Source organism: Phenylobacterium terrae, assembly GCF_042681205.1.
GTDB lineage: Bacteria > Pseudomonadota > Alphaproteobacteria > Caulobacterales > Caulobacteraceae > Phenylobacterium > Phenylobacterium terrae.
On record NZ_JBHUEY010000012.1, the window covers coordinates 102,537 to 119,577 of the forward strand.

Annotated in this window: 22 protein-coding genes, 2 tRNA genes and 1 pseudogene; 10 read left to right on the forward strand and 15 right to left on the reverse strand. The window is 71.8% G+C overall.

Features of this window, described 5'->3' with window-relative positions; translation table 11 throughout:
* The 9 genes from trbL (at position 1) to ACFSC0_RS19965 (ending at position 6,532) form a co-directional block, all read left to right on the forward strand.
* A complete protein-coding gene (gene trbL / locus ACFSC0_RS19925; RefSeq protein WP_377281710.1) occupies positions 1-1,353 on the forward strand; it encodes a P-type conjugative transfer protein TrbL in 1,353 nt (450 codons plus the stop codon).
* A 3-nt stretch (positions 1,354-1,356) separates the two neighbouring features.
* Complete coding sequence (gene trbF / locus ACFSC0_RS19930; protein ID WP_377281711.1) at positions 1,357-2,040, forward strand: conjugal transfer protein TrbF; 684 nt, start codon at positions 1,357-1,359, stop codon at positions 2,038-2,040.
* Positions 2,019-3,008, forward strand: coding sequence for a TrbG/VirB9 family P-type conjugative transfer protein (locus ACFSC0_RS19935; protein WP_377281712.1), 990 nt, complete (start codon positions 2,019-2,021; stop codon positions 3,006-3,008). The genes trbF and ACFSC0_RS19935 overlap by 22 nt, the downstream gene beginning before the upstream one ends.
* Complete coding sequence (locus ACFSC0_RS19940) at positions 3,005-4,129, forward strand: TraB/TrbI/VirB10 family type IV secretion system protein (RefSeq protein WP_377281713.1); 1,125 nt, start codon at positions 3,005-3,007, stop codon at positions 4,127-4,129. The genes ACFSC0_RS19935 and ACFSC0_RS19940 overlap by 4 nt, the downstream gene beginning before the upstream one ends.
* Complete coding sequence (locus tag ACFSC0_RS19945) at positions 4,126-4,623, forward strand: S26 family signal peptidase (protein WP_377281714.1); 498 nt, start codon at positions 4,126-4,128, stop codon at positions 4,621-4,623. The genes ACFSC0_RS19940 and ACFSC0_RS19945 overlap by 4 nt, the downstream gene beginning before the upstream one ends.
* Positions 4,617-5,219, forward strand: coding sequence for a lytic transglycosylase domain-containing protein (locus ACFSC0_RS19950; RefSeq protein ID WP_377281715.1), 603 nt, complete (start codon positions 4,617-4,619; stop codon positions 5,217-5,219). Before ACFSC0_RS19945 ends, ACFSC0_RS19950 begins: the two co-directional genes overlap by 7 nt.
* On the forward strand, positions 5,216-5,500 hold the full coding sequence (locus ACFSC0_RS19955; RefSeq protein ID WP_377281716.1) for a hypothetical protein: 285 nt from the start codon (positions 5,216-5,218) through the stop codon (positions 5,498-5,500). The genes ACFSC0_RS19950 and ACFSC0_RS19955 overlap by 4 nt, the downstream gene beginning before the upstream one ends.
* The gene (locus ACFSC0_RS19960; protein ID WP_377281717.1) at positions 5,497-5,865 is read left to right on the forward strand and encodes a helix-turn-helix transcriptional regulator; all 369 of its coding nucleotides are present in this window, start codon (positions 5,497-5,499) and stop codon (positions 5,863-5,865) included. Before ACFSC0_RS19955 ends, ACFSC0_RS19960 begins: the two co-directional genes overlap by 4 nt.
* A gap of 346 nt (positions 5,866-6,211) precedes the next feature.
* Positions 6,212-6,532 (forward strand): hypothetical protein, encoded by a 321-nt coding sequence (locus ACFSC0_RS19965; RefSeq protein ID WP_377281718.1) that lies wholly within the window; start codon positions 6,212-6,214, stop codon positions 6,530-6,532.
* A gap of 1,170 nt (positions 6,533-7,702) precedes the next feature.
* Here the strand turns inward: ACFSC0_RS19965 and ACFSC0_RS19970 are convergent.
* The 15 genes and pseudogenes from ACFSC0_RS19970 to ACFSC0_RS20040 all read right to left on the reverse strand — a co-directional run bounded on the left by ACFSC0_RS19970 (position 7,703) and on the right by ACFSC0_RS20040 (position 16,521).
* Positions 7,703-7,779, reverse strand: a tRNA-His gene (locus ACFSC0_RS19970).
* 137 nt (positions 7,780-7,916) lie between these two features.
* Entirely contained in the window at positions 7,917-8,624 is a 708-nt protein-coding gene (locus ACFSC0_RS19975) for an energy transducer TonB (RefSeq protein ID WP_377281719.1), read from the reverse strand.
* Positions 8,625-8,637: 13 nt separating this feature from the next.
* Positions 8,638-9,069, reverse strand: coding sequence for an ExbD/TolR family protein (locus ACFSC0_RS19980; protein WP_377281720.1), 432 nt, complete (start codon positions 9,067-9,069; stop codon positions 8,638-8,640).
* Between the two features lie 5 nt (positions 9,070-9,074).
* Positions 9,075-9,983 carry a MotA/TolQ/ExbB proton channel family protein gene (locus ACFSC0_RS19985; RefSeq protein ID WP_377281721.1) on the reverse strand — a complete coding sequence of 303 codons (909 nt, stop codon included), beginning with the start codon at positions 9,981-9,983 and terminating at the stop codon, positions 9,075-9,077.
* A gap of 555 nt (positions 9,984-10,538) precedes the next feature.
* A pseudogene (locus ACFSC0_RS19990) lies at positions 10,539-11,417 on the reverse strand (translation factor GTPase family protein); the annotation flags it as partial.
* Between the two features lie 91 nt (positions 11,418-11,508).
* Positions 11,509-11,584 (reverse strand) — tRNA-Phe (locus ACFSC0_RS19995).
* Between the two features lie 64 nt (positions 11,585-11,648).
* On the reverse strand, positions 11,649-11,819 hold the full coding sequence (locus ACFSC0_RS20000; RefSeq protein ID WP_377281722.1) for a DNA gyrase inhibitor YacG: 171 nt from the start codon (positions 11,817-11,819) through the stop codon (positions 11,649-11,651).
* Positions 11,816-12,856, reverse strand: a complete 1,041-nt coding sequence (locus tag ACFSC0_RS20005) for a ribonuclease E/G (RefSeq protein WP_377281723.1) — start codon at positions 12,854-12,856, stop codon at positions 11,816-11,818. Before ACFSC0_RS20005 ends, ACFSC0_RS20000 begins: the two co-directional genes overlap by 4 nt.
* Positions 12,853-13,410: a Maf family protein gene (locus tag ACFSC0_RS20010; RefSeq protein WP_377281782.1), complete on the reverse strand. Its 558-nt coding sequence runs from the start codon at positions 13,408-13,410 to the stop codon at positions 12,853-12,855. The genes ACFSC0_RS20005 and ACFSC0_RS20010 overlap by 4 nt, the downstream gene beginning before the upstream one ends.
* Before the next feature lie 35 nt (positions 13,411-13,445).
* Entirely contained in the window at positions 13,446-13,664 is a 219-nt protein-coding gene (gene infA / locus ACFSC0_RS20015) for a translation initiation factor IF-1 (protein ID WP_111458197.1), read from the reverse strand.
* Between the two features lie 117 nt (positions 13,665-13,781).
* A complete protein-coding gene (locus ACFSC0_RS20020; RefSeq protein WP_377281724.1) occupies positions 13,782-14,231 on the reverse strand; it encodes a DUF411 domain-containing protein in 450 nt (149 codons plus the stop codon).
* 28 nt (positions 14,232-14,259) lie between these two features.
* Complete coding sequence (locus tag ACFSC0_RS20025) at positions 14,260-14,724, reverse strand: arsenate-mycothiol transferase ArsC (protein ID WP_377281725.1); 465 nt, start codon at positions 14,722-14,724, stop codon at positions 14,260-14,262.
* A gap of 4 nt (positions 14,725-14,728) precedes the next feature.
* On the reverse strand, positions 14,729-15,208 hold the full coding sequence (locus ACFSC0_RS20030; RefSeq protein ID WP_377281726.1) for a UPF0262 family protein: 480 nt from the start codon (positions 15,206-15,208) through the stop codon (positions 14,729-14,731).
* Positions 15,209-15,334: 126 nt separating this feature from the next.
* Complete coding sequence (locus ACFSC0_RS20035; protein ID WP_377281727.1) at positions 15,335-15,946, reverse strand: SH3 domain-containing protein; 612 nt, start codon at positions 15,944-15,946, stop codon at positions 15,335-15,337.
* Positions 15,947-16,230: 284 nt separating this feature from the next.
* Complete coding sequence (locus ACFSC0_RS20040; protein WP_377281728.1) at positions 16,231-16,521, reverse strand: hypothetical protein; 291 nt, start codon at positions 16,519-16,521, stop codon at positions 16,231-16,233.
* A 197-nt stretch (positions 16,522-16,718) separates the two neighbouring features.
* Here ACFSC0_RS20040 and ACFSC0_RS20045 point away from each other — a divergent pair, with 197 nt between their 5' ends.
* The gene (locus ACFSC0_RS20045; RefSeq protein ID WP_377281729.1) at positions 16,719-17,030 is read left to right on the forward strand and encodes a hypothetical protein; all 312 of its coding nucleotides are present in this window, start codon (positions 16,719-16,721) and stop codon (positions 17,028-17,030) included.
* Positions 17,031-17,041 lie beyond the last annotated feature (11 nt).

Below are 17,041 nucleotides of genomic sequence, written 5' to 3' on the forward strand. Positions count from 1 at the left end.
ATGCCGAGCACCGTCAGCATGGAGACGCCGAACGACCTGATGACGGTGTTCTCGAACACCGTCTCGGCTGGCTTCGCGGCACTTCAGGGACCGATCAACGGCGTCTTCGGCCTGATGATCGCGCTTGTCGTGGCGCTCACGGGCATCCAGTGGGCGCTGTCGGCGAACCGCGAGGTGCTTGCGAGCGGCTTTGGCAAGGTCCTGCTGATCGGCGCGTTCGCCTACCTCATCAACGACTGGGAACGATTGAGCCTGATGGTCCAGGCAGGGTTTGTGGACCTCGGCCTGCGCGCCGGCGGCGGTGAACTGTCCCGCGCCGACTTCCTCAACCCCGGCGCCATCCTCGAGCAGGGCTGGCGGATCGTGAAGGCGCTGGGCGAGACGCCGGCTCCGGTCAACAACCCCCTCGACGTGGCCGGCAACCTCACCGACGCCCTGATCCTGGGCGCTGCGATGATCGGCATCATGCTGGGCTTTGCGGTCCTGGCCCTGCAGATCATCGTCACTCTGCTGGAGTTCAAGATCGTCACCCTCGGCGGCTTCGTCCTCCTGCCGTTCGGGATCTGGTCCAAGTCCGCCTTCCTGGCGGAGCGGCCGCTGGGCTATGTGGCCGCCTCCGGCCTGAAGGTGCTGGCCCTCGCCATCGTCGTCTCCGGCGCCCGCAGCGTCTTCGACCAGCTGCAGCCCTCGGCCAACCCCGACCTCTACGAGGCGCTGGCCATCCTCGCCGCGGCCCTGCTGCTGGCGATGCTGGCCATCTTCATCCCCAACCTGGCCGCCGCCCTGGTCACCGGCGGCCCCGCCCTGGGCGCCGGCGCGGCCGTCACGGGGACCCTGGCCGTCGGGGGCGTGGGCGCCCTGGCCGCGGCGGGCTCCGCCGGCGCAGGCGCCCTGGCCGGGCGCGGCCTCGCGGCGGTCTCGCGCGCGGCCGCCGGCGCGGGATGGGGACGCCCGCCCACGCCGCCCGCGCCGTTCCGGCCCTCCAACGACAACCCGCCCCGCGGCCCGGCCGGACCTTCCGGGCCCACGGTTCCCGCAGGCGGCGGCCTCGCCCAACCGCTGGCGGGCGCTGGCGCGCCGCCGCCGCAGCCCGCACCTGAGCCGCAGGCCGCCTCCGAGGCGGCCCCGGCCAGCGGGCGTCCGGCGGAGCGGATCGAGGCGGAGGCGCGCAAGGCGCAGGCCGACTTCCATCGCGCCCTCGGCGCGCAGTCGGAAGCGCCCGCCCAGACGGCCGCGGCGCGCCGCTCGGCGGCCCTGCAGGCCTTCTTCACCGCCAACGCCGGCCGCTCGCTGCTCCCGGCCTCCGAGACCAGCGGCTCGGCCTCGCCCCAGCTGAAGCCGGAGGATCCCTGAGCCATGCACCCGTTCTTCAGGCCCAACCGCCCGCTCTCCTCGGCGCCCGAGTCCACGCCCTACCAGCGGGCCGGGCAGGTCTGGGACGAGCGCATGGGGCTCTCCCTCGCCCACGCCCGCAACTGGCGCCGGATCGCCATCGCCAACCTGGCGCTCGCCGCCTTCCTGGGCGCCGGCTGGTGGGTGCAGGCCGAGCGCGCCGTCGTGAAGCCCTACGTGGTGGAGGTCTCCGACTGGGGCCAGACCCAGAAGGTCACCGCCATCGGCGGGCGCTACGAGCCGACGGAAGCGCAGGTCGCCCATATCCTGGCCGCCTGGGTGCGGGACGTGCGCTCCAAGTCCATCGACCCGATCGTCATCCGCCAGAACTGGCTCCGGGCCTACGACTTCGTCACGCCGAAGGGCGCAGCCTTCCTCAACACCTGGGCCCAGGCCCACGACCCCTTCGCCGAGGTCGGCCGCGAGGCCGTGAACGTCGAGGTGCTCAACGTGGTGCGGCGCACCCGGCGCACCTACGACCTGCAATGGCGCGAGACGCGCTTCGTCAACGGCCAGCCGGCCGGCGCCGAGCGCTGGCGCGCCCTCATCACCACCACCCTGCAGCCCCCGAAGACCGAGGCCGACCTCATGAAGAACCCCCTGGGCCTGAAGATCGAGGACGTGTCATGGACCCCGGACGCCGCCTGACCCTGGCTGCGGCCCTGGCGCTCGCCGGCTGCGCGTCGACTCCCGACGCCCCTGAGGGCCCGCGGGCGGCGCCGGCCGCCGCGCCCAGCGTCTCCGCGCAGGCTGCCCTGCCTGCCGGCTACGGCGTCATGGCGCCGATCCCCAATCCGCCTGAGCAGACTCCGCGCATCGCCTCGGCCGACCGCCCGCAGGCTCGGCGGAGGGCGGCGCCGGCGCCTGCGAGCGGCCGCAGCGCCATCGCGGCCGCCAACGCCCAGGCCCGCGAGGCCTCGCGCGCCGACAGCTTCGTGGGCGGGATGCAGGTCTTCGCCTATGCCCCCGGCCGGGTGTTCGAGGTCTGGACCGCGCCGCTCAGGGTGACGACGCTCACCCTCGGGCCGGGCGAGACGGTGATCGCCAAGGCCGCCGGCGACACGGTGCGCTGGCAGATCGGCGAGACCGCCTCCGGCGAAGGCGCGGCGCAGCGGGCCCATGTGCTGATCAAGCCGCTCGACGCCGGCCTGGAGACCAACCTCGTCGTCACCACCAACCAGCGGGTCTACCTGGTCCAGCTGAAGAGCGGGCCGCCGGAGAGCTTCAACGCCGCCGTCGCCTGGGACCTGGGCGCGCTCGCCCCGCCGGCCGCGGTCGTCAACGAGCCGCCCGCCGCCGATCCGCTGGTCACGCCCGATGGGCCGCTGGAGGCGCGCTACCGGATCTCGCCCCAGGGGCGGCGTCCCCGCTGGACGCCCACCGGCGTGGTGAGCGACGGGACGCGCACCTTCATCGCCTTCCCGCCGGACCTGCAGGCGGACGAGGCGCCCGCCCTCTTCGTCATCGCCCCCAGCGGCGAAGCCCAGATGGTCAACTACCGCCAGCAGGGCGGCCTGATGGTCGTGGACCGCGTCTTCGACCGCGCCGAGCTGCGTCTGGGCGACCGCCGCCCGCAGGTGGTCCGCATCACCCGCCTGGCGGGAGGGCGGACATGACCGCCGCAGAGCCCGTTCCCGGGAAGTCCCCGCCCCCCGAGCTGCCGCTTCGGGCCGCCCCGCCCGCCGCCGTCCGGCTGCGGCGCTCCGCCGTCCAGATCGCCGTCCTCGGCGCGGCCGGCGTGCTGGCGAGCTCGCTTGCATGGGCGTTCGTCGTCCAGCCGGAACTGCGCGAGCGGGCGCGCACCCGAGGCCAGGAGCCGGCGCAAACGGCCGAGGGGACGGTGCGCCCGTCCGAGACGGTCACCGCCGCCCCCGCCTCCTACGACGGACTCGCCGGCGACCAGCTGCCGGAGCCGCGCCGGCTCGCCGGCGAGCGGGACGCGCCGGCCACGCCGGACGGGCGACAGCCAGCGCCGGCCGGCCCCGCTCCCGTCCCTCGTACGGCGCCGCGGCAGGCCCGCAGCCTCTCCACGGAGGCGCGTCAGTCCGGCCTCTTCTTTCCTGCTTCGGCGCAGGCCGACCGGCAACGCGAGGCGACGGACGGCCCGGCTGCGGTGGAGCGGGCCGAGTACGGCGCGGCGTACAGCGGACACCGGCTGCTCCCGCCCCTCTCGCCCTACGAGCTGAAGGCCGGGACGATCCTCCCGGCCACCCTGCTCACCGGCATCGATACAGAGGGGGCCGGCCCCGTGGTCGCGACCGTGACCCAGAACGTGTTCGACACGGTGAGCGGCCGCCATCTGCTGGTCCCCCAGGGGACGCGCCTCATCGGCCGGCACGACGGCGACAGCCGCTACGGCGACCGCCGCGCCTTCCTCGTCTGGGAGCGGCTGATCCTGCCCAACGGGAAGAGCCTGCTGCTCGACAAGGAGCCCGGCGTCGACGCCCAGGGCGCGGTCGGCGTCCGCGGCCGTGTGGACCGGCGGCTCTTGCCGCTCATGGGCGCAGCCCTGCTCGCTGGCGCCGTCACCACCCTCGGCGAAGTCGCCCGCGGTGAGGACGACGGCGGCGGCTTCTGGGGGGACGCCGGCGATGCCGCCTCCATAGAGGCCGCGCAGGTGGGCGGCCGCCTCATCGACCGCGAACTCGACGTCCGCCCGGCCATCCGGCTGCGCCCCGGCGCCCACGTGCGCGTCCTGATCACCCGCGACCTGATCCTGGAGCCCTACCGCCCATGACGCCTCGCCGCCTCGCCATCCTCGGCCCGCCCCTCGCCGCCCTCGGCGCGCTCGCTGCGATCTCCGCCGCCGCCCCGTCCCTTGCCCTCGTCAACGAGAGCCCAAGCCTGCCGAAGGGCCTCTATGTGCGAGCCGCCGGCGCGGCGCCGGAACCCGGCGCCGTCGTGGCCTTCGCCCAACCGGCGGACGCCCGCCCCTACCTCGCGGCCCTTGGCGTCCCTGCGGACGTGAGCCTCCTCAAGCGCGTCGCCGGACGCGGCGGCCATCTTGTGTGCGCCGAACGTGAGAGGGTGGCGCTTCCGGGCCGCTGGGCGCCGGCGATGTCGCACGACCGCCGCGGCGTGGCCCTGCCGCGCTGGCGGGCGTGCCGCGCCCTCGCGGACGACGAGGTCTTCCTGCTCGGCGACAGCGCCGAAAGCTTCGACAGCCGATACTTCGGGCCCGTCCGGCGGGCCGATCTGGACGGCGTCTACCGGGAGGTCCTGACATGGTGAGGGCCGCGCTCGCCGCCCTCGCGATCAGCGCCGCCGCCGCCGAAGCCGGCGCAGCGGACTGGCGCGACGCCGGGGGCGCGCTGTTCGTGGGCGAAGGGCCCCCGCAGCTGGAATACGTCCCCTCTCCGGCCGAGGCCCAGACCCCGAGGATCGCGCCGCCGTCCCAGCCCTTCGCGGACGCGGTCTCCCTGGCCGCGGAGCGCCATGGCCTCGATCCCAAGCTGCTGCATGCGCTGGTGGTGGTCGAGAGCGCCTACCGGCCCGACGCAGTCTCTCACGCCGGCGCCGGCGGCCTCACCCAGCTGATGCCCGCTACCGCCGCGGAACTGGGCGTCCGGGACCGCTTCGACCCGGTCGAGAATCTGATCGGCGGCGCGGACTACCTGGCGCAGCAGGTGCTGCGCTTCGGCGACATCCGGCTCGCGCTGGCGGCCTACAACGCCGGGCCGTCCCGTGTCGCCCGCCTGGGCCGGATCCCGGACATCGCCGAGACCCGGGCCTATGTGTCCGCCGTCGTCGACTGCTACCTCGCCCTCGCCGCCGGCCGTGGCGTGCGCAGCGCCCGCGAGTGCCGGGCGCCGGAGCACGGGCCATGATCCCGCACGTGGCCGGCCCCGACTCCCCCACGCCGGAGTCCGACGACGACCTGCTCACCCGCGCGGAGGCGTCGGACTACCTCAGGCGCTTCGGGATCCAGCTGAAGCCGGCGAGCCTCGCCAGGCTCTGGTCGACGGGCGGCGACGGGCCCGCCTGCCGGCACATCCGAGGAAAGCCCTATTATCCCCGGGGGGTTCTTCGGGCCTGGGCCGAGGCGCAGGACACCGGGCTGCGGCGCTCTTCGCGCGAGGGCGCTCCCTCCAGGCGAGGCCGGCGATGAGCCCGCCCGCCGAGCCCGGAGACCGCCTGCTCGCCTGGAGCAAGGTTCGGGAGATCACCGGCATCAGCCGGACCACGGCCTGGCGGCTCCAGAGAGCCGGGGCCTTCCCCGCGCCCGTCGTCGTCTCGCCCGGGCGCGTGGCGTGGCGGGAGAGCGAACTGGAGGCCTGGAAGGCTGCCCGTGCGCCCCGCCGCACGCCGCCGCCCATGCCTTCGCTTTCCCCGCCCCGGAACGCGCCGGCTGAACCGGCCTGCAGCGCCAGCGCCCGGCCTCAGCGGCCTCCAAGGCCCGCGCCTGCCGGACGGAAGGGGCCGCGCCGCCGGGGCGCCACCGACGGCGGCGCACAACTGACCTTCGACTTCTAGCGGGCTGGGCCGCACGAGCCCACGCGCATCAGCGCGAGACGCTGTCATGCGCGCGCCTCTGCTCGGCCCTCGCCGACTTCGCAGATGCAGCGCGTTCCACCCTGTTCCGTCGCCGCCGCAGCGCAGCGGGCGGGCGGGCCGCGGTGAAACAGATCGAAGACCGGTGGAGCCCCGTGAACTGTATTTGCTCAGCACACGCTACCGACAACGGAGTCGACTACTCTATCTATTCCATCCCGACCGCGCTTTACTCCGCGCCATACTGCGGTAGAATAGATTTTCACCCTCCACCTGGTGCGAGCGCTTCGCCGCCACGGAGGGGGAAACACAGACCAGCGGAACCGCCATGCTGAAGGATTGGCCCGCCCTGATGGACCTTGCGACCGCCGGCGACTACCTCGCCCTGTCGCCCGGATCGCTCATCAACCTCCTGCGGCGCGAGAACGTCTCCCCGGTGGACGTCGGCTCGCGTCACCGGCGCTGGCGCCGGCGCGACCTCGACGCGCTGGTGGAGCGCCTTCCCGCGGCGTGGGACCAGGGGGAAGATGGCCCGGACGCGGCGGTCGACACGGCCCTGGCGGCCGTCGAACGGCGCGCCCGTGAGCGGCGGCGCAACCCCAACACGCGGAGGTCGGGTGAAGTACGTCAACCGCATCCGGCAGCCTGACGGGCGGGTCCTCCTCTACCTTCGCAAGAAGGGCCTGCCGTCGGTCCGCCTGCCCGACGACCTCTCCGAGGCGGCGCTCGCCCGCCACGTGGAGCGCCTCATCGCCGACCTGTCGCCGAAGCCCGCCGCGGCGCCCGCCACCCTTCGCGCCGCCCTGCGGGCCTACGAGCTGGAGAGCCCCGATTTCCGATCCCTGGCGGCGTCCACCCAGTACGAATACCGACTGATCCTGAGGGAGTTCGACGATGATCTCGGCCACTTGGTGATCGCCGCCTTCACGCCGGCCCTCGTGGACCGCCTGAAGGCCTCCTGGGCCCGGCGCGGCCACCGCGCGGCCAACATCCGCCTCCAGGTCCTGAAGAACGTCCTCAAGCCTGCCCTTGTCTCCGGACGCCTGGAGAAGGACCCCTTTCCGCTGGTCGGGCAGGTGCGCCGCCCCAGGGCGCTCGGAGAGCCGCACCAGCTCTGGTCCGACGCCGTGGTCCAGACGGTCCTGGAAGCAGCCCTGGAGGCGCGCAGATACGGTCTGGCGCGGGCCGTGGCGATCGGGCGCTACGTGGGCGCCCGGCGCGGCGACCTGGTCGCCATCCCGCGCACGGCCCGGCAGGGGGGACGTTTTCAGTACGTTTCAGGCAAGCGCAGGGTCCGCGTCGACATCCTCGAGGACCCGGAGCTGAGCCGCTGGCTCACCCTGACGCCGGACGCGCCCCCGGCGGCGCCCCGCCGCGGCCGCAAGCTCAAGCCGGATGCGCCGGCGCCAGCGCCGGCCACGCTCGTCTACAACGTGGCCGGCCGCCCCTACACGGAGGACGGCCTCGCCCTGGAGCTGCGCAAGCTGGTGGGCGCCCTGCACGCGGCCGGGAGGCTCGACAGCGACCGCTACGACCTCCACGGCCTGCGCCACACCCGGGGCGTCGAGCTGGCGCTGGCCGGCTGCAGCGACGCGGAGGGCGCGGCGATGATGGGCCACGGCAGCCCCTCGAGCTTCGTCCAGTACCGCCGGCAGGCCGACCGGATCCGTCTCGCCGACGCCGCCGCCGCCCGCCTCGCGGCGGCCCGGGAACAGGCTGAAAACGGAAAGTGCAAAACCGGGCGCCAAGAAACTGCAAAACCGGGCGCCTGGAACGAAAAAGGACCGAGAAAATCCCCGGTCCTTTCAGCCCCTTGCGATGGTACCGCCTCCCCGGATCGAACGGGGGACCTCCAGAGCCACAATCTGGCGCTCTAACCAACTGAGCTAAGGCGGCGCATCGCGCCGGGTTCTTCTAGTCGGGCGACGGGGGGCGATCAAGCCGGCGCCGCGACGACCCTGCGATGAAAATAGGAAGGCCCCGGACGCGGCTTGCGTCCGGGGCCCGCCGAACTGGCGACAGTCGTCTTACGTCTAGTTGTCCGGCAGGGTGAAGCGGATCGGGATCCGCACCGTGCCGCCTTCGACGGGCGCGCCGTCGAGGGTCTTGGGTCGCATCCGGAACAGCCGCGACAGCCTCAGGGCCGCCTGGCCGAAGTCCTGATCGCCGGGCTCTTCCGAGACCACCGAGCAGTTCTCCAGGGTGCCCTTGGCGGTCACCTGGCAGCTGAGGGTCGCCCGGCCTTCGACGTTCATCCGTTGGGCGCGGTCCGGATAGTACCGGGCCATGTCCTCGCCGCTGGGCCGGCGGGCCCAGTCGGGATTCTGGATGACCGACGGCCGCGGAGGCGGCGCCTCGGGCGGCGGCGGAGCCGGCGGCCGGGGCTCCTCGATCCGCTTCTCCACCGGCGGAACCGGCAGCGGCGGGATCGTCGGAACGTCGACCGGCACGTTGGCCGGCGGACGCGGCTGCAGCTTCGGCGGCGGCGGCGGCGGGATGTTCTCCGGCGGAGGCGGAGGCGGCGGCGGAGGCGGCGGAGGCGCCGGCTTCACGATCGCCACATCCGTCACGTCGTCCGAGTACTCCCGGTACTCCATCTCGAACTTGTTCTTCCAGATGAACCAACCGATGAGCGCGTGCACGATGACCGCAATGATCAGCGCGACGATCAGACCCTTCGGTCGCTGCGGAGGCGGCTCGTCGAACGGACTGCGGTGAACGTGAGTGGTGGTGTCAGTCATTCGTCACCTACCCTCACCGCTCGTCCGTGCCGATGAGCGCGACGCTGTAGAAGCCGTTGTCCTGCAGCATGTTCATCACGCCCATGAAGTCACCGTAGAGGGTGTCCTTGTCGGCGCGGATGAAGATCCGCTCCCGGTTCGGATCCCGGCGGCCCACCGCCCGGCGGATGTCGTCGCCGAGCGAGGCGAGGTCCGTCGCCGAGTCGCCGATGTAGATGTTCCCGTTCGGCTGGATCGAGATGTACACCGGCGTTGGTGGGTTCGGCGATGGCTGTGCGACGGCCGGAGGGAGCACCACCTGCACCGTCACGGCGGCCATCGGGGCGGCCACCATGAAGATGATCAGCAGGACCAACATGACGTCCACGAAGGGCGTCACATTGATTTCGTGGTTCGCCTCGACGTCGTACTTGCCACCCCCAGAACCTGAGAGTTTGGCGCCCATCTAGATTAGGCCCCCTTGTCGAGCTGGCGGGAGACCGCGTTCATCAGTTCGGCGATAAACCCTTCCGTCCGCGCGCCGAAGGCGGCGATGCGGGTCTGGAAGTAGTTGTAGAAGATAACCGACGGGATGGCCGCGAAGAGGCCGATGCCGGTGGCCAGCAGGGCTTCGGCGATGCCGGGCGCCACGACGGCCAGGTTGGTCGTGTTGGTGTTCGCGATACCGATGAACGAGCGCATGATCCCGTAGACGGTGCCGAACAGACCGATGAACGGACCGGACGAGCCGAGCGAGGCCAGGAACTGCATGCCGCCGGAGAGGCGCTTGGCGAGGTTCGCCTGCACCGCGCCGATGGCGGCCTGGGCGCGGGTCAGCGTGGTGTCGCGGTGTTCGCCGGTCACCTGCAGGCCGGCCTGCTGCGAGAGCTGGACTTCCTGAGCGGCCGCGGCGGCCATGTCGGCCAGCGGGTTGCCCTCGAATTCTTCCGACAGGGCGATGCGGCCCATGTCGTTGATGTTCTTGGCGCCGCGGAAGGCTTCCACGAACCGGTCGGAGGAGCGGTTCAGGGAGTTGAATTCGATGATCTTGGTGATCAGCAGCATCCACGAGAGGACGGAGGCGAGCACCAGACCGATCATGACGATCTTCACGACCCAGTCGGCGTCGAGGAACATCTGCATGATGGTCAGTTCGCCAGCATGCTCGATGGTCGGCGGGGCTTCGCCGGCGGGGGCGGCCGGAGCGGCGGGCGCGGCGGCCGGATCGGCAGGCGCGGCGGCGTCGCCGGCCGGGGCCGCAGCCGGAGCGGCCGGTGCGGCGGGAGCGGCTGCGTCCTGAGCGAACGCAGGCGCGCTCGCCATCAGCGCGACGGCGCCGAGGAGAGCCAGGAAAGGGGTCTTCCGTTTGTTGTCGAGCATCTGTCGCCAGTTCCTAATGGTCTAGCACGTTGGACCGAGGGTCGTCGCGCGAGAGCGTCTCCACCCTTATTCATCAAGCCCGGACCGAGGAATTCCGCAAATGGAATCCCCGCTCCAGAACCGCTGTCGCAGCGCCGGACCCGCCACGCTTCTCTTCAACTCCAGTCGAAGACCCGCGTATCGAAGGCGCAATGGCGGCTCCTTCCTTCCTTCCGGCCGGAGGGAACCTTACCGCTAGTTTAGACGTGCGGCGACGGTCCTTTGGCAACCCCTTTGACGGGCGTCAAGGGCGAAGCGTCGGTGCAACGAAACGGAGATGTTTGGATTTCCGCGAGCTTGTTGCGTTGCACAATAAGAAATCATCGCGAGTGCAGCGATGATCACAAGCTGACCGCGTTTGGATTTGCTGCGATGCAGCAGAAGTACACGGAACGCGGGTCTACGGACGTTTCAGCCCGGAAAGATGTTGTGCGACAGAACAGTAACAGCCTTCGCCGGCGCAGAATCCGCTCGCCGGCCCGCATATCAGGCAGCGCACGAAGGCGTAGAGTATAGTCAGGCCCGCATGCCCATCGCCGGACGAAACGTCGGCGGACCGTCTTCCGGCGCCGGGACAGCGCCATAGTGGCTGAACCGCATGCCGAACCGGGCCCGTCCCTGCGAGATGGCCTGAAGGGTGTTCGCGTAGCCGAACATTCTCGACAGCGGAACCGTCGCGCTGACGACGGTGGCTTCGCCGCGGATGTCCCGCCCCAGGGTCCGAGCGCGCCGACCGCCAAGGTCGCCGAGGATCGTGCGCAGATCCTCCTTCGCGCTCTCGACCTCGAGACTCATGATCGGCTCGAGCAGCTTGGGGGAGCCCTTCTCGCGTAGCTGTCGGAAGGCGGCGCGGGCGGCGATCTCGAAGGCCAGCGGCGAAGAATCGACGTCGTCCCAGGCGCCGTCGATGAGGATGGCTTTGAAGTCGATTACCGGGAAGCCGGCGACCAGTCCGTCCTCCCTGGCGCTCTCCAGGCCCTTCCGAACGCCCGGGATGTATTCCTCCGGGACCGCGCCGCCGACGATGGCGCTCTCGAACTGGAAGCCCGAGCCCGGCCCACCGGGGTCGAACACCAGCTTGACGCGGGCGAACTGGCCCACGCCGCCGGCCTGCCGCTTGTGCGTGTAGTCGATCTCCGCCCGACGCCCCAGAGTCTCGCGATAAGCCACCTGCGGCGCGCCGACGTTGAACCTGAGCCCCTGCTGAATCAGCTCGCCCAGGCGCTGATCAAGATCCTGCTCGCTCGATCCCGCGAGGATGAGCTGCCCGCTCTCGTTGTCGATCCTCACGGCGATGGAGCGGTCTCGGGCGGCGGCCTCGGCCAGCGCCGCCCTGAGGGGTTCGACATCCGCCGCTGGCCGCGGCTCGAGGGCGACCTCGATCAGGTGATGTGGCGGGTCGTCGTTCATGGCGCGGCCGACGAAGCTTAGCAGCTTCAGCACCGAAGCTCGAAGTGATGCGGCCGCGAGGACTTGGGAAAGGAAGTGGTGCCTGGGGCCGGAATCGAACCAGCGACACGCGGATTTTCAATCCGCTGCTCTACCAACTGAGCTACCCAGGCGAGGCCGCGCTCGCGGGAGCCGCGTCTATAAAAGAGGCCCCGCGGGAAGTCCAGCGGCCCTTCGTCAGTCCGCGTCGGGATCGGCTTCGGCCGGTCCGTCCTCGTCCTCCACGGCCGGCACGGCGTAGCCGCCGGTCAGCCAGCGCTGCAGGTCCACGTCCGCGCAGCGCTTCGAGCAGAACGGCCGGTAGTCCGGCTGGGCCGGCTTCTTGCAGATCGGACAGGGCGCGCTCATCGCAGGCTCACCCGCAGGTCGTCCTCCCTCAGGGCCGCATCGGAAACCAGCTCGACCCGGGCGCCGATCCGGGCGGTCAGCGCCTCCACCAGCGGCCCGGCCGCCTCGGCCACGGCCGGCGCGCAGGCCAGGATGAGCCGCCCGCCGGGGTCGGCGGCCGCTTCCCGCTCGGCCTGGCGGATCAGCCGCTGGGCCAGGGTCCGCACGGTCGGGCGCCCGCCCTCCCCGCACAGGGTCTCGGCGATCGGCGCCGTGCGGCGGGGAATCAGCAGCTCCAGGGTGCCGAACCGGCTGATCGGGCCGATGGCGACGCCCGGATTGTCCGGCCGGAAGGCGGCCCGGGCCGCTTCGGTCAGCGCCGCCCCGTCGTGCCCGCGCCCGACCAGGTCGAAGACCACGATGCCGCCCAGCCCCTTGAGCCGCAGCAGCCGGGCCGCCGCGGCCAGCGCGGCGAGATTCGCCTGCCGCGCGACGCGCTTGGTCTCCTGGCCCTGCCGCTCGCCGACGTCGATGTCGACCGCGGTCAGCGCCCGGGTGGGCTCGATGGAGAGGCTCCCCCCGCCCGGCAGAGGATGGATCACCGCCAAGGCCTCGGCCTCCGCCTCATCGGCGACCTCGCGGGCCGAAGGGCCTTCGGTCACCTTCACGCCCGGCGCGAAGGCCGCGAGCTGGGCCTTCAGACCCGGCGGCGGCGCGAGCATCTGCGGCGCACCCTCGGCGGGCCCCACCGCGCGCGCCAGGGCGAGCTTGCCCCGCCTCGGCTCGGCCCGGATCTCCACCTCGATCGACGCGCCCTGCACGGGCCGCGCGTCCGGCTTGAAGTCGAGCATCGCCTCGGCCCCGCCGGCCAGCTCCAGGAAGGCCGCGCCCAGCTGCGGCTCCACCTTGCGCACCCGGGCCCGGTGGCGGGCGCCGAGCCGCAGCTCCAGCGGATCCGAATCGCGCGCGATCAGCAGCCGCTCGGGCCGCCCGTCCAGGGTGACCACGCCGCGTTGCTCGCCGACGCCCTTGTCGAGATAGAGCCGCCGCTCGCTCATCGGACCTTCAGCCCTGCGCCCGTCAGCAGATTGAGTGTCTCATAGAGCGGCAAACCCACCACCCCGGAATAGGAGCCCGTAAGCTCGGTCACGAACGCCCCTGCCCGGCCCTGGATGGCGTAGCCGCCGGCCTTGCCCAGCCCCTCGCCGCTTTCCAGATAGCTGGCGATGTCGGCGCCGGTCAGCCGTTTGAATCTGACGCGCGTCTCCACCAGCCGGCTCGTCAGCCCCTTGGGCCCGCTCACCGCCACCGCCGTCAGAACCTTGTGGGCGCGGCCCGACAACAGCTCCAGGCAGGCGCGCACTTCGGCGCCCGTCTCGGCTTTCGGCAGGATGCGCCGGCCCAGGGCCACGACCGTGTCGGCCGCCAGCACGGCCGCATCCGGCCGCTCGGCGGCGACCTTCAGCGCCTTCTCGCGCGCCAGCCGGACCGCCAGCAGGCGGGGCGTTTCCTTCGGTTTCGGGGTTTCGTCGATCTCGGCGCCGAGGACGGTGTCGGGCTCCAGTCCCACCTGGCGCAGCAGATCCAAGCGCCTGGGGCTCGCCGACGCCAGCACCAGGCCTTGCGGCCGCTTGTCCGGCAACGTCCTTAGCGGACGCGGAAGGTGATGCGGCCCTTGGTCAGATCGTAGGGCGTCATCTCGACCAGGACCTTGTCGCCGGCCGACACGCGGATGCGGTTCTTGCGCATCTTGCCGGCGGTGTGGGCGATGATCTCGTGGTCGTTCTCGAGTTTCACGCGAAACGTCGCGTTGGGCAGGACTTCGCTGACCGTGCCCGGAAATTCCAGCAGTTCTTCCTTCGCCATACAGGCTCCCTAGTGCGGACCATAAAACGAACGGCCCGCGTCGAGGCCGCGAGCCGCACAGCCTCTATTATAACGCGCTTCGCACCCGCTGGTCGATGGGCCTCGTCGGGAGCGCCGTCAGGCGTGTCGCGCGAACACCCGCGTGCGGCCGCCGGGCAGCAGCAGCAGGGTCTCGTAGGGCTCGGTCTTGCCGGAGGGGTGCTCCATGCCCGGCGAGCCCAGCGGCATGCCCGGGACAGTGAGGCCCAGCGCCTTGGGCCGCTCCTTCAGCAGCCGGCGCACGTCCTGCGGCGGCACGTGGCCGACCGTGACGTAGCCGCCGATGTCGGCGAGATGGCAGGAGGAGAGCTGGTCCGGCACGCCCCGCTTGCGCCACTCCACGGACAGGTCCTCCACCTCCACCACCGTCGGCGCAAAGCCCGCCCGCGCCATCGCGGTCACCCATCCGCGGCAGCAGCCGCAGGAGGCGGTCTTGTAGACGGTGAGTTTCGGGCCCGCCGCCGCCGCCGCCGAGCCGGCGGAGAGCGCCGCCGCGCCCGAGGCGATCAGGAAGAGGCGTCTGTCCATGCCCCCAATGTGGACCCGCGGGGGCCGACTATCCAGCCGTCCCGCCGCCGAATCGCTCGGCGATGCGCCGCGCCAGGACGTCGCGCACCTCGCGGTAGGCGGCCAGCCGCGATTCGCGCGAGCCCTCGGCCAGGGTCGGGTCGTAGGTCGGCCAGTACTCGATCTCCACCGCCCGGCCGCGGGTGAGCTCGACCGCCCGGTGCTGGGCCTCGGGGGTGAGCGAGATGACCAGGTCGAAGGAATCGTCCTCCAGCTCGTCGAAGGTCTTGGGCGCGTAGTCCGCAAGGTCGACGCCCACCTCGGCCATCACCGCCCGGGTGAAGGGATCGACGCCCTCGGCCCCCTCCCCCGCCTCGTGGCGCAGGCCGCAGCTGTCCACATAGATGCTGCGCCCCGCCAGCTTCTTCAGCAGCCCCTCGGCCATCGGCGAGCGGACACGGTTGAAGTTGCAGGCGAACAGCACCGCGTGCGGCGACTTTACCCCCGAGCCCAAGCGATCAGCCCCGCCAGTGCAGCGCGCAGATCAGGGTGAACAGCCGCCGGGCGGTGTCGAGGTCGGTCTCGACCTTGCCGGCCAGGCGCGTGCGCAGCAGCTGCGAGCCTTCGTTGTGCAGTCCCCGCCGGCCCATATCCATGGCCTCGATCTGCTGCGGGCTCGCCGAACGGATCGCCTGGTAATAGCTGTCGCAGATCATGAAGTAGTCCTTGATGATGCTGCGGAAGGGCGAGAGCGACAGGATGTGGCGCTTCTCGTAGGCCGGGCCCTGGACGTCCAGCACCAGCCGGTTCTCCATCAGGCCCATCCGAAGGTCGTAGGGGCCCGTCTCGGCGCCCTCGGGATGGAAGTAGTTCTCCTCGAGCAGGTCGAAGATGGCGATCTGCCGCTCCTGCTCCTGGTCGCGCGAAACGGCCGCGAGCGACTCCTCGTCGATCTCGACGCTCTGCAGGCGGTGCTTCTTGCGCTCGTCGTCGGCCATGGCGGATTCGTAACGGCGAGCTTTATGCCAATCCGGGCTGCGCCGTCATCCGCCAGGACCCCACGGAACAGAAAAGGGCGCCCGGGGGTGGCCCGGGCGCCCAGTCTCTCCTCAGCCGATCCGGCGTTAGTAGCGGGCCGCGTAGCGGCCGCCGCCCGCCGGCACGACGTAGGCCTCGTGGACGTAGCCGACGCCGACGCCGCCCTCGCCCACCAGCACCCAGGGCGAGTTGCGCACCCGCGCCAGGGCCTCGAACTCCTGGCCGGCCCGCAGCTGGCCGACGCGGGCCGAGCCGGTGGTCGGCGCCGAGCGCACGTTGATGGTCGTCGTGGCGCGGTAGACGTCGCCGTCGCGCGCGAAGCTGGCCGGCGAAAGGCCGCCGTTCAGGCGGTAGCCGCCGTGGGTGTAGGTGCGCTCCTGATAGCCGTACGCGCCCTGGCGGGTGGCGTCCGAGCGCTGCATCCGGCAGCCGACGTAGGAGCCGGTGGCCGCGCCGGCGACCGCGCCGATGGCCGTGCCCGTGCCGCGGTCGTTCTTGGCCAGGTTCGAGCCCAGCGCCCCGCCGGCCAGGGCGCCGATCAGCGCGCCGGCGATCTGCTTGTTGCCCGGCGCGTCGCAGTTGACCACGCCGCTGCCGATCTGCTGGGCCGAAGCCGGGACCGCCGCGCCGGCCGTCAGGGCCAGGCCGGCCAGGGCCGCCGCCGCGCCGCGCGCCAGCTTGGTTTGGGTGAAGTTCATGGCTGCTCTCCGTCCTCGTGTCGCGAATTTCGTCCGGAGCCGGTGACGGCCCCGATGCGACGCACCCTAGCGGCGCGCATCTGAACGGCCCCCGCCCCGCGTCTGTCAGCTACTGTTCAGCTTCGTTAGGCGGATTTCGGACGCTCCGAGGGCGGGGCCTCGCCACAGGTGTTGCGGGGTGGTTAACGGGGGCGGGACGATGCTCCCGGTTAAGGGCTCGCGATGGCGGACCCTCGCCAGTGCGGCTCTACTGGACCAGGTGACGCCGCCCGTCGGGCAGCAGGTCAGCGCCGCCGGGGCGCCGCGCTGAGCACCACCAGGAGCGCGAGCAGCACGGCGGCGTGGGCCATGGCGTTTCCGGCGAAGTAGAGCGGATCGAAGGCCGTGTTGTGAGCGCCGTCTTCCAACACCTGGCGGAACAGGTAGGGCTTGGGCCAGCCGTGGCGGGTGACGAAGCCGGTCCCGGCATGGCCCGTGGTCGAAGCCAGACCGGAAAGTCCGCTCATGATCGCCGCCGCCAGGATCAGGCCCGCCCAGATCGCCGGCCGCCGCAGGCGCTGGCGGAGCGTCGGCATGCGAAGGGCCGGGAGCCCGGCGAGACACATCGACCCGAAGAGGAGGGCGGCGCATTCGTGGAAAGGCATGGGCCCGAGGCTAACCCCGCCCCGGCGGGACGGCGAGCACGCCTTCGCCTCGGCGCCCGGTGTGAACGCGGCGGCCCCGGTTCCGTTAGATTACCGAGCCCCTCGAGCGGGCGGCTGGCGAGGTCGCAATGGCTGAACGCCTGATCCTTGACGATGCGCAGTACGGGCTGTTGCGCAGCCTGCTCGTGTGCAGCCCCCGCGGTGGGCGCGTGCCCAAACGCGACCTTCTGCATCACGCCAAGGAGGCGAACGGCCTCTCGCCCGAGCGGGCCATGAAGGCGCTGGGCGAATTGCACGAGTTGGCGATCATCCGCCTCGATGTGTCTCAGCGGGTCTTCCTCGCCAGCGGCGTGACGTTGCACCTGGCAAGTTCGTCTCCGATCCCGGCCTCGTTCCGAGCCGACAACGGCGAAGCGCATCTTGTCCTGCCGGAGGCCTAGGCGCTCTAAGC

What these genes read in the sequence shown, in the direction of transcription:
- trbL (WP_377281710.1), top strand. Translation starts at nt 1, where the DNA reads ATGCCGAGCACCGTCAGCATGGAGACGCCGAACGACCTGATGACGGTG.
- trbF (WP_377281711.1), top strand. Translation starts at nt 1,357, where the DNA reads ATGCACCCGTTCTTCAGGCCCAACCGCCCGCTCTCCTCGGCGCCCGAG.
- ACFSC0_RS19935 (WP_377281712.1), top strand. Translation starts at nt 2,019, where the DNA reads ATGGACCCCGGACGCCGCCTGACCCTGGCTGCGGCCCTGGCGCTCGCC.
- ACFSC0_RS19940 (WP_377281713.1), top strand. Translation starts at nt 3,005, where the DNA reads ATGACCGCCGCAGAGCCCGTTCCCGGGAAGTCCCCGCCCCCCGAGCTG.
- ACFSC0_RS19945 (WP_377281714.1), top strand. Translation starts at nt 4,126, where the DNA reads ATGACGCCTCGCCGCCTCGCCATCCTCGGCCCGCCCCTCGCCGCCCTC.
- ACFSC0_RS19950 (WP_377281715.1), top strand. Translation starts at nt 4,617, where the DNA reads ATGGTGAGGGCCGCGCTCGCCGCCCTCGCGATCAGCGCCGCCGCCGCC.
- ACFSC0_RS19955 (WP_377281716.1), top strand. Translation starts at nt 5,216, where the DNA reads ATGATCCCGCACGTGGCCGGCCCCGACTCCCCCACGCCGGAGTCCGAC.
- ACFSC0_RS19960 (WP_377281717.1), top strand. Translation starts at nt 5,497, where the DNA reads ATGAGCCCGCCCGCCGAGCCCGGAGACCGCCTGCTCGCCTGGAGCAAG.
- ACFSC0_RS19965 (WP_377281718.1), top strand. Translation starts at nt 6,212, where the DNA reads ATGCTGAAGGATTGGCCCGCCCTGATGGACCTTGCGACCGCCGGCGAC.
- ACFSC0_RS19975 (WP_377281719.1), bottom strand. Translation starts at nt 8,624, where the DNA reads ATGACTGACACCACCACTCACGTTCACCGCAGTCCGTTCGACGAGCCG.
- ACFSC0_RS19980 (WP_377281720.1), bottom strand. Translation starts at nt 9,069, where the DNA reads ATGGGCGCCAAACTCTCAGGTTCTGGGGGTGGCAAGTACGACGTCGAG.
- ACFSC0_RS19985 (WP_377281721.1), bottom strand. Translation starts at nt 9,983, where the DNA reads ATGCTCGACAACAAACGGAAGACCCCTTTCCTGGCTCTCCTCGGCGCC.
- ACFSC0_RS20000 (WP_377281722.1), bottom strand. Translation starts at nt 11,819, where the DNA reads ATGAGCGCGCCCTGTCCGATCTGCAAGAAGCCGGCCCAGCCGGACTAC.
- ACFSC0_RS20005 (WP_377281723.1), bottom strand. Translation starts at nt 12,856, where the DNA reads ATGAGCGAGCGGCGGCTCTATCTCGACAAGGGCGTCGGCGAGCAACGC.
- infA (WP_111458197.1), bottom strand. Translation starts at nt 13,664, where the DNA reads ATGGCGAAGGAAGAACTGCTGGAATTTCCGGGCACGGTCAGCGAAGTC.
- ACFSC0_RS20020 (WP_377281724.1), bottom strand. Translation starts at nt 14,231, where the DNA reads ATGGACAGACGCCTCTTCCTGATCGCCTCGGGCGCGGCGGCGCTCTCC.
- ACFSC0_RS20030 (WP_377281726.1), bottom strand. Translation starts at nt 15,208, where the DNA reads ATGGCCGACGACGAGCGCAAGAAGCACCGCCTGCAGAGCGTCGAGATC.
- ACFSC0_RS20035 (WP_377281727.1), bottom strand. Translation starts at nt 15,946, where the DNA reads ATGAACTTCACCCAAACCAAGCTGGCGCGCGGCGCGGCGGCGGCCCTG.
- ACFSC0_RS20040 (WP_377281728.1), bottom strand. Translation starts at nt 16,521, where the DNA reads ATGCCGACGCTCCGCCAGCGCCTGCGGCGGCCGGCGATCTGGGCGGGC.
- ACFSC0_RS20045 (WP_377281729.1), top strand. Translation starts at nt 16,719, where the DNA reads ATGGCTGAACGCCTGATCCTTGACGATGCGCAGTACGGGCTGTTGCGC.